The 15,350-nt window shown below is 61.4% G+C and carries 14 protein-coding genes; 5 read left to right on the forward strand and 9 right to left on the reverse strand.

The annotated features are described in order from the left end of the window. The first annotated feature begins 20 nt into the window (after nucleotides 1-20). The 4 genes from RWJ89_RS00530 to RWJ89_RS00545 are packed head-to-tail and all read left to right on the forward strand — an operon-like array spanning nucleotide 21 to nucleotide 3,815. Nucleotides 21-941, forward strand: a complete 921-nt coding sequence (locus RWJ89_RS00530) for an ABC transporter permease (RefSeq protein WP_168281429.1) — start codon at nucleotides 21-23, stop codon at nucleotides 939-941. Then, nucleotides 938-1,855, forward strand: coding sequence for an ABC transporter permease (locus RWJ89_RS00535; RefSeq protein ID WP_065282748.1), 918 nt, complete (start codon nucleotides 938-940; stop codon nucleotides 1,853-1,855). The genes RWJ89_RS00530 and RWJ89_RS00535 overlap by 4 nt, the downstream gene beginning before the upstream one ends. Beyond that, nucleotides 1,855-2,826 carry an ABC transporter ATP-binding protein gene (locus RWJ89_RS00540; RefSeq protein ID WP_316030403.1) on the forward strand — a complete coding sequence of 324 codons (972 nt, stop codon included), beginning with the start codon at nucleotides 1,855-1,857 and terminating at the stop codon, nucleotides 2,824-2,826. Before RWJ89_RS00535 ends, RWJ89_RS00540 begins: the two co-directional genes overlap by 1 nt. Next, entirely contained in the window at nucleotides 2,823-3,815 is a 993-nt protein-coding gene (locus tag RWJ89_RS00545; RefSeq protein ID WP_316030404.1) for an ABC transporter ATP-binding protein, read from the forward strand. Before RWJ89_RS00540 ends, RWJ89_RS00545 begins: the two co-directional genes overlap by 4 nt. 74 nt (nucleotides 3,816-3,889) lie before the next feature. Here RWJ89_RS00545 and RWJ89_RS00550 read toward each other — a convergent pair whose 3' ends face one another. The 7 genes from RWJ89_RS00550 to RWJ89_RS00580 form a co-directional block, all read right to left on the reverse strand. Next, on the reverse strand, nucleotides 3,890-6,004 hold the full coding sequence (locus RWJ89_RS00550; protein WP_316030405.1) for a carboxy terminal-processing peptidase: 2,115 nt from the start codon (nucleotides 6,002-6,004) through the stop codon (nucleotides 3,890-3,892). Between the two features lie 147 nt (nucleotides 6,005-6,151). After that, nucleotides 6,152-6,631: an MEKHLA domain-containing protein gene (locus tag RWJ89_RS00555; protein ID WP_316030406.1), complete on the reverse strand. Its 480-nt coding sequence runs from the start codon at nucleotides 6,629-6,631 to the stop codon at nucleotides 6,152-6,154. A gap of 119 nt (nucleotides 6,632-6,750) precedes the next feature. Then, complete coding sequence (locus tag RWJ89_RS00560) at nucleotides 6,751-7,941, reverse strand: M20 aminoacylase family protein (protein WP_316030407.1); 1,191 nt, start codon at nucleotides 7,939-7,941, stop codon at nucleotides 6,751-6,753. Nucleotides 7,942-8,011: 70 nt separating this feature from the next. Then, nucleotides 8,012-8,791, reverse strand: a complete 780-nt coding sequence (locus RWJ89_RS00565) for an amino acid ABC transporter ATP-binding protein (protein WP_316030408.1) — start codon at nucleotides 8,789-8,791, stop codon at nucleotides 8,012-8,014. Next, nucleotides 8,788-9,717, reverse strand: a complete 930-nt coding sequence (locus RWJ89_RS00570; protein WP_222000419.1) for an amino acid ABC transporter permease — start codon at nucleotides 9,715-9,717, stop codon at nucleotides 8,788-8,790. The genes RWJ89_RS00565 and RWJ89_RS00570 overlap by 4 nt, the downstream gene beginning before the upstream one ends. Continuing rightward, the gene (locus RWJ89_RS00575) at nucleotides 9,714-10,604 is read right to left on the reverse strand and encodes an ABC transporter substrate-binding protein (protein ID WP_222000418.1); all 891 of its coding nucleotides are present in this window, start codon (nucleotides 10,602-10,604) and stop codon (nucleotides 9,714-9,716) included. Before RWJ89_RS00575 ends, RWJ89_RS00570 begins: the two co-directional genes overlap by 4 nt. Nucleotides 10,605-10,678: 74 nt before the next feature. Then, nucleotides 10,679-11,641, reverse strand: coding sequence for an ABC transporter substrate-binding protein (locus tag RWJ89_RS00580; protein WP_316030409.1), 963 nt, complete (start codon nucleotides 11,639-11,641; stop codon nucleotides 10,679-10,681). 99 nt (nucleotides 11,642-11,740) lie between these two features. Between RWJ89_RS00580 and RWJ89_RS00585 the strand changes: the two genes are divergently transcribed. Then, a complete protein-coding gene (locus RWJ89_RS00585; protein WP_316030410.1) occupies nucleotides 11,741-13,066 on the forward strand; it encodes an aminotransferase-like domain-containing protein in 1,326 nt (441 codons plus the stop codon). 55 nt (nucleotides 13,067-13,121) lie between these two features. Here the strand turns inward: RWJ89_RS00585 and RWJ89_RS00590 are convergent, their stop codons facing one another. Together RWJ89_RS00590 and RWJ89_RS00595 are read right to left on the reverse strand one after the other, a co-directional pair. Next, a complete protein-coding gene (locus tag RWJ89_RS00590; RefSeq protein ID WP_003562390.1) occupies nucleotides 13,122-13,844 on the reverse strand; it encodes a response regulator transcription factor in 723 nt (240 codons plus the stop codon). A 13-nt stretch (nucleotides 13,845-13,857) separates the two neighbouring features. Further along, the gene (locus tag RWJ89_RS00595; protein ID WP_222000415.1) at nucleotides 13,858-15,096 is read right to left on the reverse strand and encodes a GAF domain-containing sensor histidine kinase; all 1,239 of its coding nucleotides are present in this window, start codon (nucleotides 15,094-15,096) and stop codon (nucleotides 13,858-13,860) included. Nucleotides 15,097-15,350 lie beyond the last annotated feature (254 nt).

A 15,350-nucleotide genomic window follows, 5' to 3' on the forward strand; every position in this document is an offset into this window, starting at 1 on the left:
ACGTCCCTTGAGGAGAGCGGATGTCCTTCACCTACTTCCTGAAACGTGCGGCCTTTGCGGCACTCGCACTTGCCGCACTGATGACATCTGCCTTCTTCCTGGTGCGATTGACGGGCGATCCCGTCAATCTCTACCTGCCCGTCGATGCCTCGGATGCGGCCCGCGAAGCCATGCGCGTCCGCCTCGGCCTCGATCGTTCCCTCCCGTGGCAATTCCTCGACTGGGCGGGGGACATGCTGAGCCTCGATTTCGGCACGTCGCTTTGGCACAACCGCCCGGCCATGGACGTTGTCCTGGAGGCGTTGCCGAATACGCTGGCGCTCGGGGCCATTGCCTTGACCCTGGCCTTCATCGCTGCCGTCGTCATTGGATCGATTGCCGCTGTGAACGCCGGCGGCTGGATCGACCGGGCTATCAACGTGCTGTCGCAGGCAGCGGCCAGCGTGCCGGATTTCTGGCTCGGGCTGATGGGCGTCCTGCTGTTTGCCGTCACCTTGCGCATTCTGCCGACATCGGGTTTCGGCGGTCCGATCTATTGGATCCTGCCGGTTGCCTGTCTTTTTGCCAGACCGTTCGGGACGCTGGTGCAGATCGTCCGCGGCTCGATGATCGAAGCACTGAACGCGACATTTGTCCGGACTGCGCGGGCCAAAGGCGCGCGCGGCGGCCGGGTTACCTTCGTGCATGCGCTGCGCAATGCCCTCCTGCCCGCGGTGACCGTGACCGGTGACCTCGCCGCCCAGTTCGCCGGCGGCGGTGGCGTCGTCGAGGTTGTTTTCGGGTTTCCCGGCATCGGCAAGCTGCTGATCGACGGCATCCTGAAGCGCGATTTCGCGATCGTCCAGGCATCGATCTTCGCGGTCGCCGTCGTCATCTTCTTCATCAATATCCTGGTCGACATGCTCTATGCTTCGATCGATCCGCGCGTGAGGGTCGAATGACCAGTACGTCCGCCGACTTCCTCCCCGCCCGCGAGCGCCGAAGCCGCCGCATCTTGTGGTTCATGCGCGCGCTCGCAGGCGACCCCATGGCGGTCGCCGCGACAATCTGGCTGCTGATCGTCGTCCTTGCCATTCTTGCGGATGCATCGTCGCTGCTGGGAGAAAACCGCATTTCGCTGAAGGCGCGCAACCTGCCGCCCTTCGACTTCGGCCAGTCCTGGACGTTGTGGCTGGGCGCCGACGCCCTCGGGCGCCCGCTCCTCGTTCGCCTCATTCAGGCGGCATCGACGACGATCGGCATAGCGCTTGTAACTGTTCTGACGAGCCTGATCGGCGGAACGCTGCTCGGCGTGATCGCCGGTTACTTCGGTGGCATCATCGGCAACCTTGTCATGCGGATCTGCGACATCATCCTGGGTTTCCCGACGCTGCTGGTAGCGCTCTTCGGGCTCTACCTGTTCGGCCCGAGCGTCGGCAATCTCATCATCGTGCTCGCCGTTACCCGCATGCCTGCCTATATCCGCGTCGCAAGAGCCGAAACTCTGGAGGTCCGGGAGAGGCTTTTCGTTGATGCGGCGCGCGTCTTCGGCGGCGGGCCTGTCTGGATATTGCGCAATCACATTCTCCCAAGCGTCGCTCCCACGATGCTGACGCTCGCCTCGGTCAATCTCGCCATGGTGATGCTATTCGAATCCGGGCTGAGTTATCTCGGTCTCGGCATTCAGCCGCCTGCCGTAAGCTGGGGTCTGATGGTGGCGCAGGGCCAGGGATATCTGTCATCCGCCTGGTGGCTGGGCTTTTTCCCCGGCCTGGCTGTGATGCTCACGACCATGTCCTTCAATCTCCTCGCCAACTGGTTCCGGATCGTTAATGACCCGTCGCAGCACTGGCGTCTTGTTAGCCGGAGGCGCTGATGGCTCTTCTCGAAGTCGAGGATTTGCAGGTCAGTTTCGATACTGCAGCCGGCCGCATCCTGGCGCTCAACGGCGTTTCCTTCTCGCTCGAGCGTGGAGCGGTCCTGGCGCTCCTAGGCGAAAGCGGCTCCGGCAAGTCGGTAACCGCATCGGCCATCATGGATCTCGTTCCCAACCCGCCGGGCGAAATCAATCAAGGATCGATCCGTTTCGACGGTGTCGAGCTGTTGCAGCTCTCGCGGAACGAGCGGCGCGATCTCTGCGGCGATCGGATCGCCCTGATCTTTCAGGATGCGCTCGCAGCGCTCAACCCGGTCTATTCCGTGGGCTGGCAGATCGCCGAAATGTTCCGTATCCACGGCCGCACTCCGGAAGGTGGCGTCGAAAAAGCCGTGATCGACCTTCTGACGGCCATCGGCATTCCCGACCCTGAAAGCCGTGCGAGGCAATATCCGCATGAGTTTTCGGGCGGTATGCGCCAACGCATCATGATCGCCATGGCCGTGGCGTTGGAACCGGATGTCATCATTGCGGACGAGCCGACGACAGCGCTCGACGTCACGATCCAGGCGCAGGTGGTCGATCTTCTGGAGACGATCCGCAAACGCAGCGATGCCGGCATGATCTTCATCACCCATGATCTCGGCGTCGTCGCCGAACTCGCCGATCGGGTTGCCGTCATGTATGCCGGCCGCGTCGTCGAGACCGCAAGCGTCTTCGAACTGTTCGAAGATGCCCGCCATCCCTACAGCGTCGGATTGCTTGCCTCGCAGCCGCGCATGGACACGGATGAAGACGAATTGGTGCCGATCCCCGGCTCCGCCCCCAATCCTGTCGCCCTGCCCTCCGGCTGCGCCTTCAGAACCCGCTGTCCACGCGCCGAAGGGCTCTGTGCCGAGATCGTCCCCTCTCTTGAAACCGTAGGGCCGGGCCGCCAGGCCGCCTGCCACTTCCCGGTATCACCAGTATGATCGAACCTCTGCTCAAGGTCCAAAACCTTTCCCGGCACTTCGGCGGCGCCTCGGCACCGGTGCGTGCCGTCGACGATGTGAGCTTCGAGATTGCCAAGGGAGAGACGCTCGGCCTCGTCGGCGAAAGCGGTTGCGGCAAAACCTCGCTGGTTCGGACGCTCTTGAAGCTTGGGCCGGCGACAAGCGGCAGCGCTTTGCTTGACGGCGTGGACATTACGACAGCCAGCGGCCGGCGGCTGCATGAATTGCGCCGCAAGATGCAGGTCGTTTTCCAGGATCCCTACCAGTCGCTCAATCCCCGCATGCGGGTCGACCGGCTGATTTCCGAACCCTGGGCATTGCACCCGGGGGTCGTGTCTAGGAACAACTGGCGTGAAGAGACGGTCAAGCTGCTCGAATCCGTCGGGCTGCGCGCCGAACATGCGGACCGTTATCCCTCGGAATTTTCAGGCGGCCAGCGGCAGCGCCTTGGCATTGCCCGCGCTCTCGCGCTCAATCCGACACTTCTTGTCTGCGACGAGCCTGTTTCGGCCCTCGACGTCTCGGTCCAGGCGCAAGTGATCAACCTGCTCGCCGGACTGAGGCGCGAGCGCAACCTGGCGATGCTGTTTGTCGCGCATGATCTCGCCGTTGTTCGGCATGTCTCGGACCGTGTCATGGTCATGTATCTCGGCAAGATCATCGAAACGGGGCCGAAGCAATCGATCTTCAGCGCGGCGGCCCATCCCTACACGCAGGCGCTGATGTCGGCGGTCCCGACACCGGATCCGAGGCGTCGCGCGCAGCGCAAGCGCATCGTTCTGCAGGGCGATCTGCCGAGTCCCGCAAATCCGCCTAGCGGATGCCGTTTTCGAACGCGTTGCTGGAAAGCAACGTCGATCTGCGCAGAACAGGAGCCCACGCTGACCACGCGAACGGCGGCCCCTGGTCTTCTGACCGCCTGTCATCACGCCAATCCGGAAATCGCCACCGAGATCCCTCGTCTTTGAAAGGACCTGAACCCAGGCCCATTATGCCAAGGTGATCGCAAAGCTGCGCATACTGTCACGCCGGTCAGCTATGACTATTTTCCGTTCGTGTTTCCCGTTTGTTTTATAGCTGCCTTGAGCACGCCTTCCTGCAGATCCGCCTGGTCTGCAAGAATGGCGGCGGCCTCGTCCAGCAAGACGTCTTTTGCATTCTTGCGGGCATTCTCGATGGCAATATCGGCACTCAGGCTGCGCTCGCCTGCCTCCAGGCCGTCATCTCCAAGATCCTCGCCATCCCCTGCTTTCGCTCGATCCTTGAACCGTTTCTCGCGAGCCGTCGCTTCTTTGCGACGTTCGGTTTCATTGAGGGAAACGACCCCTTTTTCGCGCTGCGCCTTGAGGTCGGCAATGTCTTTTATCAGGCGTTGGAAGTCCGGATCGCTCTCAACCCGCGCATCGTGGCGGCTTTGCAATGTAGGCAGCAACGTCGTGATCGTGTCGACAGCCGTGTACTTCGCAGGTTTGATCTGCGCCCACGGCAGGGCATTGTCATAACTGGTCTCGCCGAAGCTCGCCGGATCGAAAAGTCCTGGCAAGCTGATATCGGGCGTCACGCCGTGCAGCTGCGTCGTACCGCCGTTGACCCGGAAAAACTGGGCAATCGTCACCTTTAGCTCCCCGAATTCGGGTTTGCTGTTGCGGACGATCCGGTCAAGATCGACGACGGTCTGAACGGTGCCCTTGCCGAAACTGGGTTCGCCGACGATCACACCTCGGCCGTAATCCTGGATTGCCGCGGCAAAAATCTCCGAAGCCGACGCCGAGCCGCGATTGATCAGGACACCCATCGGGCCTGTCCAGACAGGCGCTGCAAGCTCCGAGCTCTTGACCTCGACCTTGCCATCGCTGCCGCGTTGCTGAACGACCGGACCATCGCCGATGAACAGGCCAGTCAAATCAATCGCCTCGTCCAATGAACCGCCGCCGTTGTTGCGCAGGTCGATGAGAACGCTGTCGACCTTTTCTTGGCTCAGTTCGCCGAGAAGCTTGGCGACATCGCGGCTTGCACTCTTGTAATCCTTGTCTCCTTTGCGCTTGGCTTCAAAATCCTCATAGAATACCGGCAGGGTAATGATCCCGATTTTACGCGTGACGTCGCCCGCTTTTACGGACAACACAGCCTTTCTGGCGGCTTGCTTGTCGAGGCTGATCTTATCGCGCACCAGGCTGATGACGCGATGCGTGGCATCAGCTCCGGCATCTGCCGGCAGGATGTCCAAACGCACGACAGAACCCTTTTTCCCGCGTATCATCTGCACGACTTCATCAAGGCGCGTGCCCACCACGTCCTTGATCGCGCCGTCCTTGCCTTGACCAACGCCGGTAATCCGGTCTCCGACCGAGAGTTTGCCGGACAGCTGTGCCGGTCCACCAGGAACGAGCTCGCGGATCGTCGTGTAGTCGTCGCGCTCCTGCAGGACCGCACCGATACCAAACAGCGAAAGCTTCATCGAGACATTGAAGTCGGCTGAAGCGGCCGCACCGAAATAGTCCGTGTGCGGATCGATCGACGTTGCGTAGGCATCCATGAACGACTGGAAAACGTCGTCGCTTTTGAACTTGTCAGCGCGCTCGAGCGTGTTTTCATAACGTTTGTCGAGTGTTTCGCGAATGGCCGCGTCGTTTTGGCCGCCCAGTTTCAACCGCAACCAGTCGCTCTTGACGCGCTTGCGCCAAAGGTCATTGCTCTCGGCCTCCGACTGCGGCCACGGTGCTTTATCGCGCAGCACCGAATAGTTTTCCTGCGCGCTGAAATCGAAGTCCTGCTTAAGCAGATTGCGCGCATAGTTCATGCGGTCGACAACGCGCTGCTGATACGCTTTGAAGATCGCAAACGGGATCTTCAAGTCTCTCTCCTCGATGGCATCATCGATCTCGCTGCGGTCGGACATGAATCCGTCGATGTCGGCTTGCAGGAAGAGCATGCGGTCCGGATCAAGTGACTTGATGAACCCATCCATGATCCTAGCCGACAAGGCGTCGTCGAGTGGGACGGGCTTGTAGCTATACCGCGAAAGAAATTGCGCGCTCAACTCAGCGGCTTGCGCCTGTCGCTTTAGCGGCGCCAGAGCAGGCGGTGATGCAACTTCAGCATATGCGGACTGTGCAATTGCAAGAAATGCACCAAGGAAAAAGTAGGCTATGCGCATTCAGCGTTGATCCAATTCTTAATGCCGAGTGTCGATGTGCGATCTATGTGACGCAATCATGGTTTTTTGGCAACCAAATGGCAAACGACATGGTTTGCAAAGCTGCGGACATATCCGGCGCCTGGTCGGCGTCTCCGCAGCCGGCGCTCAATCCGCCTGCACGTCTTGCCAGGAGTCGAATGTCGCAGCCTGACCGCGACGGCATCCGCTGCGGTCGACAAGATCCCAGACGATGGCTTTTTCGATATAGAAACGCCGCCCTGACTTGGCGATGCGAAGTCCGCGGTAGTCGGCGATAAAGCCATTCGCCGCCACGGCATTCAACAGCCTCTCACGTTCGGCGCGATCCGGTGCCTCCGCCGAAAGACGCGATGGCAAAGTGATGAACTCGTCCCATGAATATTCGAAGCAGGCCTGGGCAGCGCGGTTTGCGTAGATGAAGCGCGGATCGGCGTCGGTGTTGTGGGCAAGGACGACAGCCGGTGACCGGTCGTAAAGCCATTCGGCACCGTGGCCTTCCGGCGTCAGGCTGCGTCCCACCCTTCGTTCGAAGCTTTCCGCCATCAATGCGTAAAATTCGAGATCGTAAGACAAGTCGCGTCCGGCGTCGTTGTAGTTGGCAATCATGCTGCGCATCCTGCATTGCGGCGAGAGATGTTGACGTGATGGTCTCGCTACAAAATCCTTTTGCGCTACAGAAAGTGCAAGCTCCAAATGCGACGCGGTCAAGCCGGGCGATCGAGACTTCAGGCGTGATCCTGGAGGTAACGTTCCGCGAGCCTTGCCCACATGGCTGCGCCAACCGTCAGGCTGGCATCGGCGAAATCATATTTGGGGCTATGCAGGATGGCGGAATTCATGCCGTTGCCGAGACGCAGGAAGCTGCCCGGCTTGTGCTCGAGAAAATGCGAAAAATCCTCGCTTCCGGGAATGAGCGGGCAGGTCGCGACCTTGTCTTCGCCGACAAGTTCTGCCGCGACGATCCGGGCAAAATCCGTCTCGGCAGGCGAGTTGACGACGACGGGACTGCCGCGATCGTAGTCGATCTCGATGGAAGCACCATGACCGTCTGCCACCGAACGGGCGAGCTTGGTAATGCGTTGCTGCAGGAGGTCGCGAATGCCTGGCTCGAAGGAGCGCACGCTCAATGCGAGCTTGGCATATTCCGGAATGACGTTGACTGCATCGCCGGCATGGATCGTGCCGACGGTGATGACGGCCGTCTGGGTCGGATCGAGGTTGCGCGAGATGATGGTCTGCAGCGAGACGACGAGGTTGCACGCGACGACCACGGGATCGACGGTCAGGTGCGGCCGCGAGGCATGGCCGCCTTTGCCCTTGATGGTAATCTCGACGGTGTCCGACGCCGCCATCATCGGGCCGGATCGCAGCAGGATGGTGCCTTCGGGAGCGCCGGGGTGGTTATGGAGGCCAAAGATGGCATCGAACGGAAACCGCTCGAACAGGCCGTCGGCGATCATCGCCTGGGCGCCGCTATTCTTGCTCGCCTCTTCCGCAGGCTGGAAGATCAGCGTCACCGTGCCGTTGAAGCGGCGGGTGCGGGCGAGATATTCGGCTGCGCCGAGCAGCACGGTCGTGTGGCCGTCATGGCCGCAGGCATGCATCTTGCCGGGGGTGCCGCTGGCATAGGCAAGTCCTGTTTCTTCTGCGATCGGCAGCGCATCCATGTCGGCGCGGATGGCGATGCTCTTGCCACCCGTGCCTGCGCTGAGGCGGGCGACAACGCCGTGGCCGCCGACGTTGCGGGTCACTTGATAACCCCAGCCTTCCAGCTTTTCCGCGACATACCGCGCTGTTTCCGCTTCTTCGAAGGAGAGTTCCGGATGGGCGTGCAGGTACTGGCGGGTCGCCTTCAGCTCCGACTCCATGGCTTCGAAATCGGAAAGGCGGGCATAGGCATTGTCGAGCGTGGGCATGAAAACATCCAGTCTTGATCGAAAAGGGCGATTGCTCCGGCCCGAGGGTCGAAGCAGAAGCTGACACCAGTCAGAGAAAACGGGCGAGAAAAGCCTGGGTCCGGGGATGTTGCGGATTGCCGATGACATCCTCGGGCTTGCCGATCTCGACAACATTGCCGCCGTCCATGAACACGACCCGATCGGCCGCCTCACGGGCGAAACCGATCTCGTGGGTCACGACGATCATCGTCAGGCCCTGTTTGGCGAGATCGCGCATGGTGGAGAGAACTTCGCCGACGAGCTCTGGGTCGAGCGCCGAGGTGGGCTCATCGAACAGCATCAGTTTCGGCTTGATCGCCAGGGCACGGGCGATGGCGACGCGCTGCTGTTGCCCGCCGGAGAGCTGACGGGGATAGCTACCCGCCTTTTCCGACAATCCGACTCGCTCCAAAAGCCGCATGGCGTTCTCGGTCGCGGCCTTGCGGCTTTCTCCGTGCACGCCAATCGGGGCCTCGACGATATTTTGAAGCACCGTCATATGCGGATAGAGATTGAACTGCTGGAACACCATGCCGATCTTGCGCCGCTGGCTGGCGATCCCGTTGCTCGACAGCTTTTCCAGTCGGTCTTTGCGAAGGCGATAGCCGATCTGCTCGCCATCGACTTCGATGAACCCCTTATTGATCGCTTCGAGACGGTTGATGCAACGCAGGAAGGTCGATTTTCCCGACCCGGACGGGCCAAGCACCACGACGACTTCCCCCGGCATGACATCGAGATTGATCCCCTTCAGCACTTCGAGTTGGTCGAAGGACTTGTGGACGTTGCGGGCTCTGACGAGAGGCTTTGCAATTTCGGCACTGGTCAATGGCTTGCCTCCTCGGCAAGGGTCTCGGATTTGGCGGCAGCGGCATTGTTGCGCCGTTCGCTGCGGCCGTAATAGGCCTCGATATAGCTCTGGCCGAGATTGAGGATGGAGGTGATAAGCAAGTACCAGAGGACCGCGACCAGCAGCATCGGCACGATCTCGAAGGTGCGATTGTAGATCGACTGGACGGAATAGAGCAGATCGGCCATGGCGATGACGCTGACGAGCGAGGTTGCCTTGATCATGCTGATCAGCTGGTTACCCGTTGGCGGCACGATCGAGCGCATCGCCTGCGGAATGATGATCCGCCACAGCGCCCTCGCCTTGGTCATGCCGAAGGCTTCCGCCGTCTCGAACTGGCCGCGATCGACCGAGAGCAGGCCGCCACGAATGATTTCGGCCATGTAGGCCGCTTCGTTCAAGGCCAGGCCGACGATTGCCGCCGTCATCGGCGTAATCACCGAATTGGTCTCCCAGCTGGCGATCGTCGGTCCGAACGGAATGGCGATCGAAAGTTCGGGAAAGAGGGTCGAGAGATTGTACCAGAAGATCAGCTGCACCAGGAGCGGCGTGCCGCGAAAGAACCAGATGAACAGCGATGCCAGCGAACGTGCGAGCCGGTCATTCGACAGCCGGGCGATCGCCAGTCCGAGGCCGAGAACGATGCCGATGGCCATCGCAACCACCGTGAGGCCCAGGCTGACGTAAAGGCCGTTGATAACAGTCGGATCGAAGAAATAGGCCGCGACGACAGGCCAGCCGAAATTCTCGTTATGGGCGACGATCCACAGAAAGTTCGCGGCAATCAGGAGCACTACCACCCACAGGACGAGCCGGCCCGTTTGAAAAGGCTTGTGGGCGTGGGCAACATCCCGGAAGTCCGCACCGCCCAAAGGCGGTGCGGCAGTCGTGCGGTCATTGCTCATTTCGGCAGGGCTCCACCAAGATTGAGGCCGGGCTGCTTGATCATGTTGTTCTCAAGACCCCATTTCTTCATGATGGCGGCATAGGCGCCGTTATCCATCAACGCTTTGATCGAGTCGAGCAGAACGGGGCCGAGCGGCGAGCCCTTCGGCACGACGGCGCCCTGATAGAGATCCTCGAACCCGTTTTTCTGGCCGACGCCGCTCAATTCCAGCTGGCCGTTTGCCTGGGACACGAAATAGGTCAGCGGCGCCTGCGAGGAGAAGAAGGCATCGGCGCGTTTGGAGCGGACTGCCAGGATCGAGCTCGGCTGGTCGGTGTAGGACTGCACTTCGGGCGCGGGCTTGCCCGCCGTCTTGCACTTTTCGACCTGGGCCTGGATCACCTTTTCGGCGGAGCCGCCGGCCATGACGGCGATGCGATTGCCGCAGGCGCTGTCGAGCGAGGTGACGGCCTTCGGATTGCCCTTCTGGACGGAGAAGACCACGTATTCCTGAACCCAGTCGACGAAATCATTGGCCTCTTCACGGCTCTTGAAGTCACCGATCGGGCCGAAGGCGAACTGGTATCGGCCGGAATTGATGCCGGCGAGCAAGGCGCTCAACCCGCTGACGGTTTCGTGCTCGATCTCGACGCCAAGCATTTGGCCGATCGCATCGGTCAGATCGGCGCTGGCGCCGGTCAATTTCGTACCGGTGACGATCTCATAGGGAGGAAAGGAACCGTTGTTGACGGAGATCATCTTGCCGTCCGTGCGGATCTTCTCCGGCAGGCGGGCTCGAAGAGCGTCGTTGACGGTCTGTTTTGGCACGGCCGCCTCCTGAGCGAAGACCGACGTCGTCATCATCAGACCCAGCAGGGCGGCGGAAGCGATCAGTTTCGAATGCATGTCATTCCCCTTTTTTGGTTTGCGAAAGTGGGTGGTTCAACGATGAGGCCTCCGAGGGTTTCACCGGGCTTTGTTCATCGGGCCTTGGCGTGCCACGGAAACAGATCGGCGGGCGTCAAAAGGCGCGGCATGATCTTCTGTTCGTAGAGTTCCTCGGCAAAGTCGGCGATCATTGCCTCGTTCTCGGCAAGCCCGCTGGCTCTCCAGGTCGGCGGCAGGTCGGCCGCGCAGCGGCGCAGTTCGTCGATCATCCACGGCGTGGTGTCGGCGTATTTCTCACGCTTTTCCAGCCAGATACGCTGGGACTCGTCGATCAGTTCGCTGAGTTCAACCATGATCCAGGGGTGCTCCCGGACGATATCAGCCTTGAAGCCGATCAGATGCATGCCCGGGATGTAGCCAACTTCGTGGAAGTAAGCGACTTCAGCGGCACGGAAATCATCCAGCACCTGGCGGAGCGGCGATTCCTGATCGAAGAAGCCCTTCGGCATGAAAGGGGTGAACACGGCATCGAGCCCGCCATCCGTCAGAAGATCGACCATCGGGCGCTCGCTGGGAGCAGCCTCAATGCGGCCAGGCCGTCCAAAACCATCGAGCCGGTCGACGATCGGATGAGCCTCCGTCAGGCGCCCGGCATACCACATCGCATCCTCGACGCCGACGCCTTCCCGGCGCAATGCGGCGCGGGTCCAGGTATTTCCGGAATCGCGCCAACCGGTCACGCCGATCTTCTTGCCGGCCAGATCGGAGAGCTTGCGGATCTGACTATCCTTGGTGGTGATGATGCAGCGATGGCGGAAGCCGCGCATGATGAAGTTCGGCATGCCCAGAACCCGATCATCGCCATCATGACGCATCTGCGAATAGCGGCTGAAGGACATTTCCGCGGCATCATGCGCCGCATCATCGGCGAGGCTGGAGACCAGCGTGCCCACACGATGCACTTTGATATCGAGACGGGAAGAACTGACGTCACCGAGCACGAGGGGTGTCATGTAATCCCAGTCCCGGAGGGCGATGCGAAGCGTCACAGGCATGCAAAAACTCACAAAATTGCTCGACGAGTGGCAAATTAAATGTTCAAAATGAAGAGTACAAATGTTATTACGTTATTGAACATTTAAAGTGAGAGAAAAATGGGCGACACGGTCGAAGCCTCCTGGTTTGCCGAAAAAATAGCCGACCGCAGCATCCGGGGGATCGCTCTCGAAACCAGCGCGCTGATCCGTGCCGGCGTCCTGCCCATTGGGACGCGCCTGCCGGCGATCCGCGATATCGCTTACGAATTGCATGTCAGTCCGGCAACGATCTCCGAAGCCTGGAGCGAATTGCGGCGGCAGAAGATCATCAGCGGCCGGGGGCGCAACGGCACCTGGGTCAGCGGCGACCGCTTTGTCGCCAAGCCGGAACGTCTTGCCAGCTCGGGAAACTATGCGGCAGGTGTGCTCGACCTCACCTTAGCCGAACCGGATGCAGCACTTCTTCCTCGTCTCGCCGAAGCAATGGCCTATGGCGCGTCCGTCGATGATCTCAACAGCTATGAGCGCAGCCGGATCGTCCCTGAGTTGAAGGACGCCGTTTCAGAGCGATGGCCCTATGAGGCGGAAGCCTTTCTGGCCACCAATGGCGGTTACAACGCCGTCTATACGATATTGCATGCGCTGGTTTCCTCGGGTTCGTCGGTCGCGATCGAACATCCGACCGCGATGCGGCTGCTCGATATTCTGGAAGATCTTGGCGTGAAAATCATCCCTGTCGCCTGCGACGGCGAAGGCCCCCTGCCGGATTCGCTGCGCGAAGCATTGCAGCAACGTCCGGCAGCTTTCCTGTTCCAGCCGCGGCTGCATTCCGTGACCGGCGTTACGGTCAGTTCATCCCGCCTCGGTCAGCTCGGCGATGTGCTGGAAGACAGCGATACGCTTGTCATCGAGGATGACGGCGTCGGCGACGTGTCGGCGGCACCTCCGCAGTCGCTGGGCGCCCGATTTGCGGAGCGGACGATCCATATCCTCTCACTCTCGAAAAGCCTCGGCCCGGATCTCCGTCTCGCGGTTCTGTCGAGTTCCGCGCCGATCGTCGACCAGATCCAGTCTTACCGTTCCTTCAGCGCCGGCTGGACCAGCCGCATCCTGCAAGGTGCCGCCGCCTGGCTTTTGCGCGATCCGGCAACCTGGCAGCTCATCGACGAGGCGCGTGAGATCTATCAGCAGAGGCGCGACGCTCTTGCCGATGCGCTCAGCGAACGGGGGATAGCGATCCCTGCAGGCCGGGGCCTGTGTCTTTGGGTGCCCGTCGTCTCCGAACCATTCGCGATGGTGACGCTCGCCGCACGCAATATCGCCGTCAACCCGGGCAGCAAATTCTCCGTCCTGCCAAGCAGTCATATCCGTGTCGCGACCAGCACGCTCAGCCATCGCTGCGAGGAAGCCGCCGATGCGATCGCGCTGGCGCATGCGCCGTGAAAGGCAGGGCCGCAGCCCATGTCTCTGATCCCAGTCATTCCACGCAAGTCCGAAACTACTTTCCCTCAAGCCATTCCTGCAGCTCTGCCTCGGCCCGCTCCAGAGCGCTATAGTTCAGGAGTTTGCGGAGGAAAGCGACGGTGACGGCGCGGGCGCGCAGATTGAAGCGGCCGTCCTCGTGGTCGTCGCCGGCGCTCTGGTAGACGTCGAGCTTGTCGTAGAGCTGCTGCAGGCGGTTCTGCACGCTGCGCAGCGAAAGGCCCCGACGTTTGGCGATGGCCCGGTCGGTGAGGCCGAGCGCGATATCGACGAGGATCTCGTATTCGGAATCGGTAAAGCCGTTCGTCTGGCCTAGGCTCTTCTGCTGCAGGCCCCGCACCTCGCGGTCGATGACGCATTGGCTCTCGATGAAGATCGAGCGCAGCGCAAGCTTCAGCCGCTCGTCGGAAGCGGATTTCAGCACATAACCATAGGCGGCGCCATCCGGCACGATGCGGGAGACGCCGCGCACATAGGCCTCGTCCGAGTAATTCGACCAGAACAGGATGCGGGTCTCCGGCCGCTCCTTCCAGATGGTGCGCGCCGCTTCGATGCCGTTGCGGTTCGCCATCTGCAGGTCCATGACGATATGCGCCGACTTGTGGTCGCGGGCGAGCTTCTCGCCGACGGTTCCGTTCTCCGCCTCGATCACCGTGTCGCATTCCGGCAGAGCCGCGTTGACCGCCTCGTGCAGATAGGACCGGTGCAGCGGGTCGTCCTCGACGATCAGAACCTTCATCATGCCCTTCTCCTCAGTTTGGCCCGCTCGGCGGGTCGTTCGGTACGAGCGGTAGCACGACGCGCACCGCAGTCCCGCGATTGTTGTGGCCGGGGCCGGTCATGAACCGCGCCGAAATCAGCCGCGCACGGGTCTTCATATTGTCGATGCCGCCGCCGATCCGTCCCCGCGCCTTGGCGAGGCCGGTTCCGTCGTCGGAGATTTCGATCGATAGCCGGTCGTCATCGGCCTCGAGCCGCACCGTGACGGCCAGTGGCGCGGCATGGCGCACCGCATTGTTGATCGCCTCCTGGGCGATCCGGAACAGCGCGACGCTGACAGTCGGTTCCAGTCGCTCCAGTGCGCCGTGCGTCTCGTCGACAAGGCCCCACTCGATCCCCGATCCCGTGTCGCGGGTCGATCGGTCCAGATGATGCTCGATCGCCTGGGCGAGACCGAAGAGCTGGAGCACGGAGGGTTTTGCCTGCTCGATGATCTGCCGCAGATCCTGCATGCAATGCTGCAGAGAACGGGAGACGGGCTCCAGCGCCTCGGGCGTCACCTCGCCGTTGCGTGACAGCCGATCGATCCGGCGGGCGAGCCGCGTCAGGTCGGCGAGCGTCTGGTCGTGCAGGTCCATGCCGATGCGCTGGCGCTCCTGCTCCAGAGCTTCGGTAAGCTTCAGCGCACCTTGCCGCAAACCCTCCTCGCGGGCGCGGGCCTCTGCCTCGACAATGGCCGAGCGTTGCGCCTGCTCGGCCGCCTGCAGCGCGAAGAAATAGGGCGTCAGCAGGTCGGCGATGATGCGGGCGCGTTCGATATCCTCCATCGTATAGACGCCCGCCCTGTGCGACGAACAGGAGAGTGCTGCGATGATCGTGCCCTGCACCTTCATCGGCACGTGCAAGCGGCTCCTCAGCAACTGTTCGACGATCGGCCGCTTGAAGGCGCCCTCGAAGTGGAAACGCGGGTCGGTCATGGCGTCGTCCGCCAGCAAAAAATCCACCTCGCCCCAGAGCAGCGAACGGATGGGGCTGTTGACAACAGGCGCGCCGGCAAGGCCGCCCCAGGCAGTCTCGATGCCCGTCTCATAGGCCGTGTGGTAGTTGCCGCCCTCAAGCAGCACGCAGACATCGAGATGGTCGTGCGGGATGATATGGGCGACTTCGGCCGCGACGGAACGGATAGCCGAGCGGAAGTCGAGCTGGCCCGCGAGCAGCCGGGAAATGCCGAGATAATGGTCGAACATGGCTGCGGGTACGAGATGCAGCATCGTCAGTTCCTCCCCGAGGCGGCAGCAGGCTCCTCAACCCGCCGCGACCCTTCGCAGTAAGCGCCTGCGGAAGCGCCGCCGTCTTGCGTAAACCCGCAGCTTGTTGCGCAAATCCCGCAAACGGATTGCCGCCTTGCCCCTGTACAGGCCGGTCGATCTCCCGCATCCTGCCCTTACTGAGAGGAGGAAGCTCAGTGCAAGAACAATTTTCACTCGGACCCAATTGGGCCGGCAGGAGTGAAGCGATCCGCCGA

It is taken from the genome of Rhizobium sp. 10PS4 (genome assembly GCF_032464805.1).
GTDB classification, from domain to species: Bacteria; Pseudomonadota; Alphaproteobacteria; order Rhizobiales; family Rhizobiaceae; genus Rhizobium; species Rhizobium laguerreae.

Excerpts from the sequence above, each read along its gene's own strand:
- RWJ89_RS00530 (WP_168281429.1), top strand. The coding sequence starts at position 21 with ATGTCCTTCACCTACTTCCTGAAACGTGCGGCCTTTGCGGCACTCGCA.
- RWJ89_RS00560 (WP_316030407.1), bottom strand. The coding sequence starts at position 7,941 with ATGCCCACGCTCGACAATGCCTATGCCCGCCTTTCCGATTTCGAAGCC.
- RWJ89_RS00545 (WP_316030404.1), top strand. The coding sequence starts at position 2,823 with ATGATCGAACCTCTGCTCAAGGTCCAAAACCTTTCCCGGCACTTCGGC.
- RWJ89_RS00540 (WP_316030403.1), top strand. The coding sequence starts at position 1,855 with ATGGCTCTTCTCGAAGTCGAGGATTTGCAGGTCAGTTTCGATACTGCA.
- RWJ89_RS00550 (WP_316030405.1), bottom strand. The coding sequence starts at position 6,004 with ATGCGCATAGCCTACTTTTTCCTTGGTGCATTTCTTGCAATTGCACAG.
- RWJ89_RS00590 (WP_003562390.1), bottom strand. The coding sequence starts at position 13,844 with ATGAAGGTTCTGATCGTCGAGGACGACCCGCTGCACCGGTCCTATCTG.
- RWJ89_RS00595 (WP_222000415.1), bottom strand. The coding sequence starts at position 15,096 with ATGCTGCATCTCGTACCCGCAGCCATGTTCGACCATTATCTCGGCATT.
- RWJ89_RS00535 (WP_065282748.1), top strand. The coding sequence starts at position 938 with ATGACCAGTACGTCCGCCGACTTCCTCCCCGCCCGCGAGCGCCGAAGC.
- RWJ89_RS00570 (WP_222000419.1), bottom strand. The coding sequence starts at position 9,717 with ATGAGCAATGACCGCACGACTGCCGCACCGCCTTTGGGCGGTGCGGAC.
- RWJ89_RS00555 (WP_316030406.1), bottom strand. The coding sequence starts at position 6,631 with ATGATTGCCAACTACAACGACGCCGGACGCGACTTGTCTTACGATCTC.
- RWJ89_RS00575 (WP_222000418.1), bottom strand. The coding sequence starts at position 10,604 with ATGCATTCGAAACTGATCGCTTCCGCCGCCCTGCTGGGTCTGATGATG.
- RWJ89_RS00580 (WP_316030409.1), bottom strand. The coding sequence starts at position 11,641 with ATGCCTGTGACGCTTCGCATCGCCCTCCGGGACTGGGATTACATGACA.
- RWJ89_RS00585 (WP_316030410.1), top strand. The coding sequence starts at position 11,741 with ATGGGCGACACGGTCGAAGCCTCCTGGTTTGCCGAAAAAATAGCCGAC.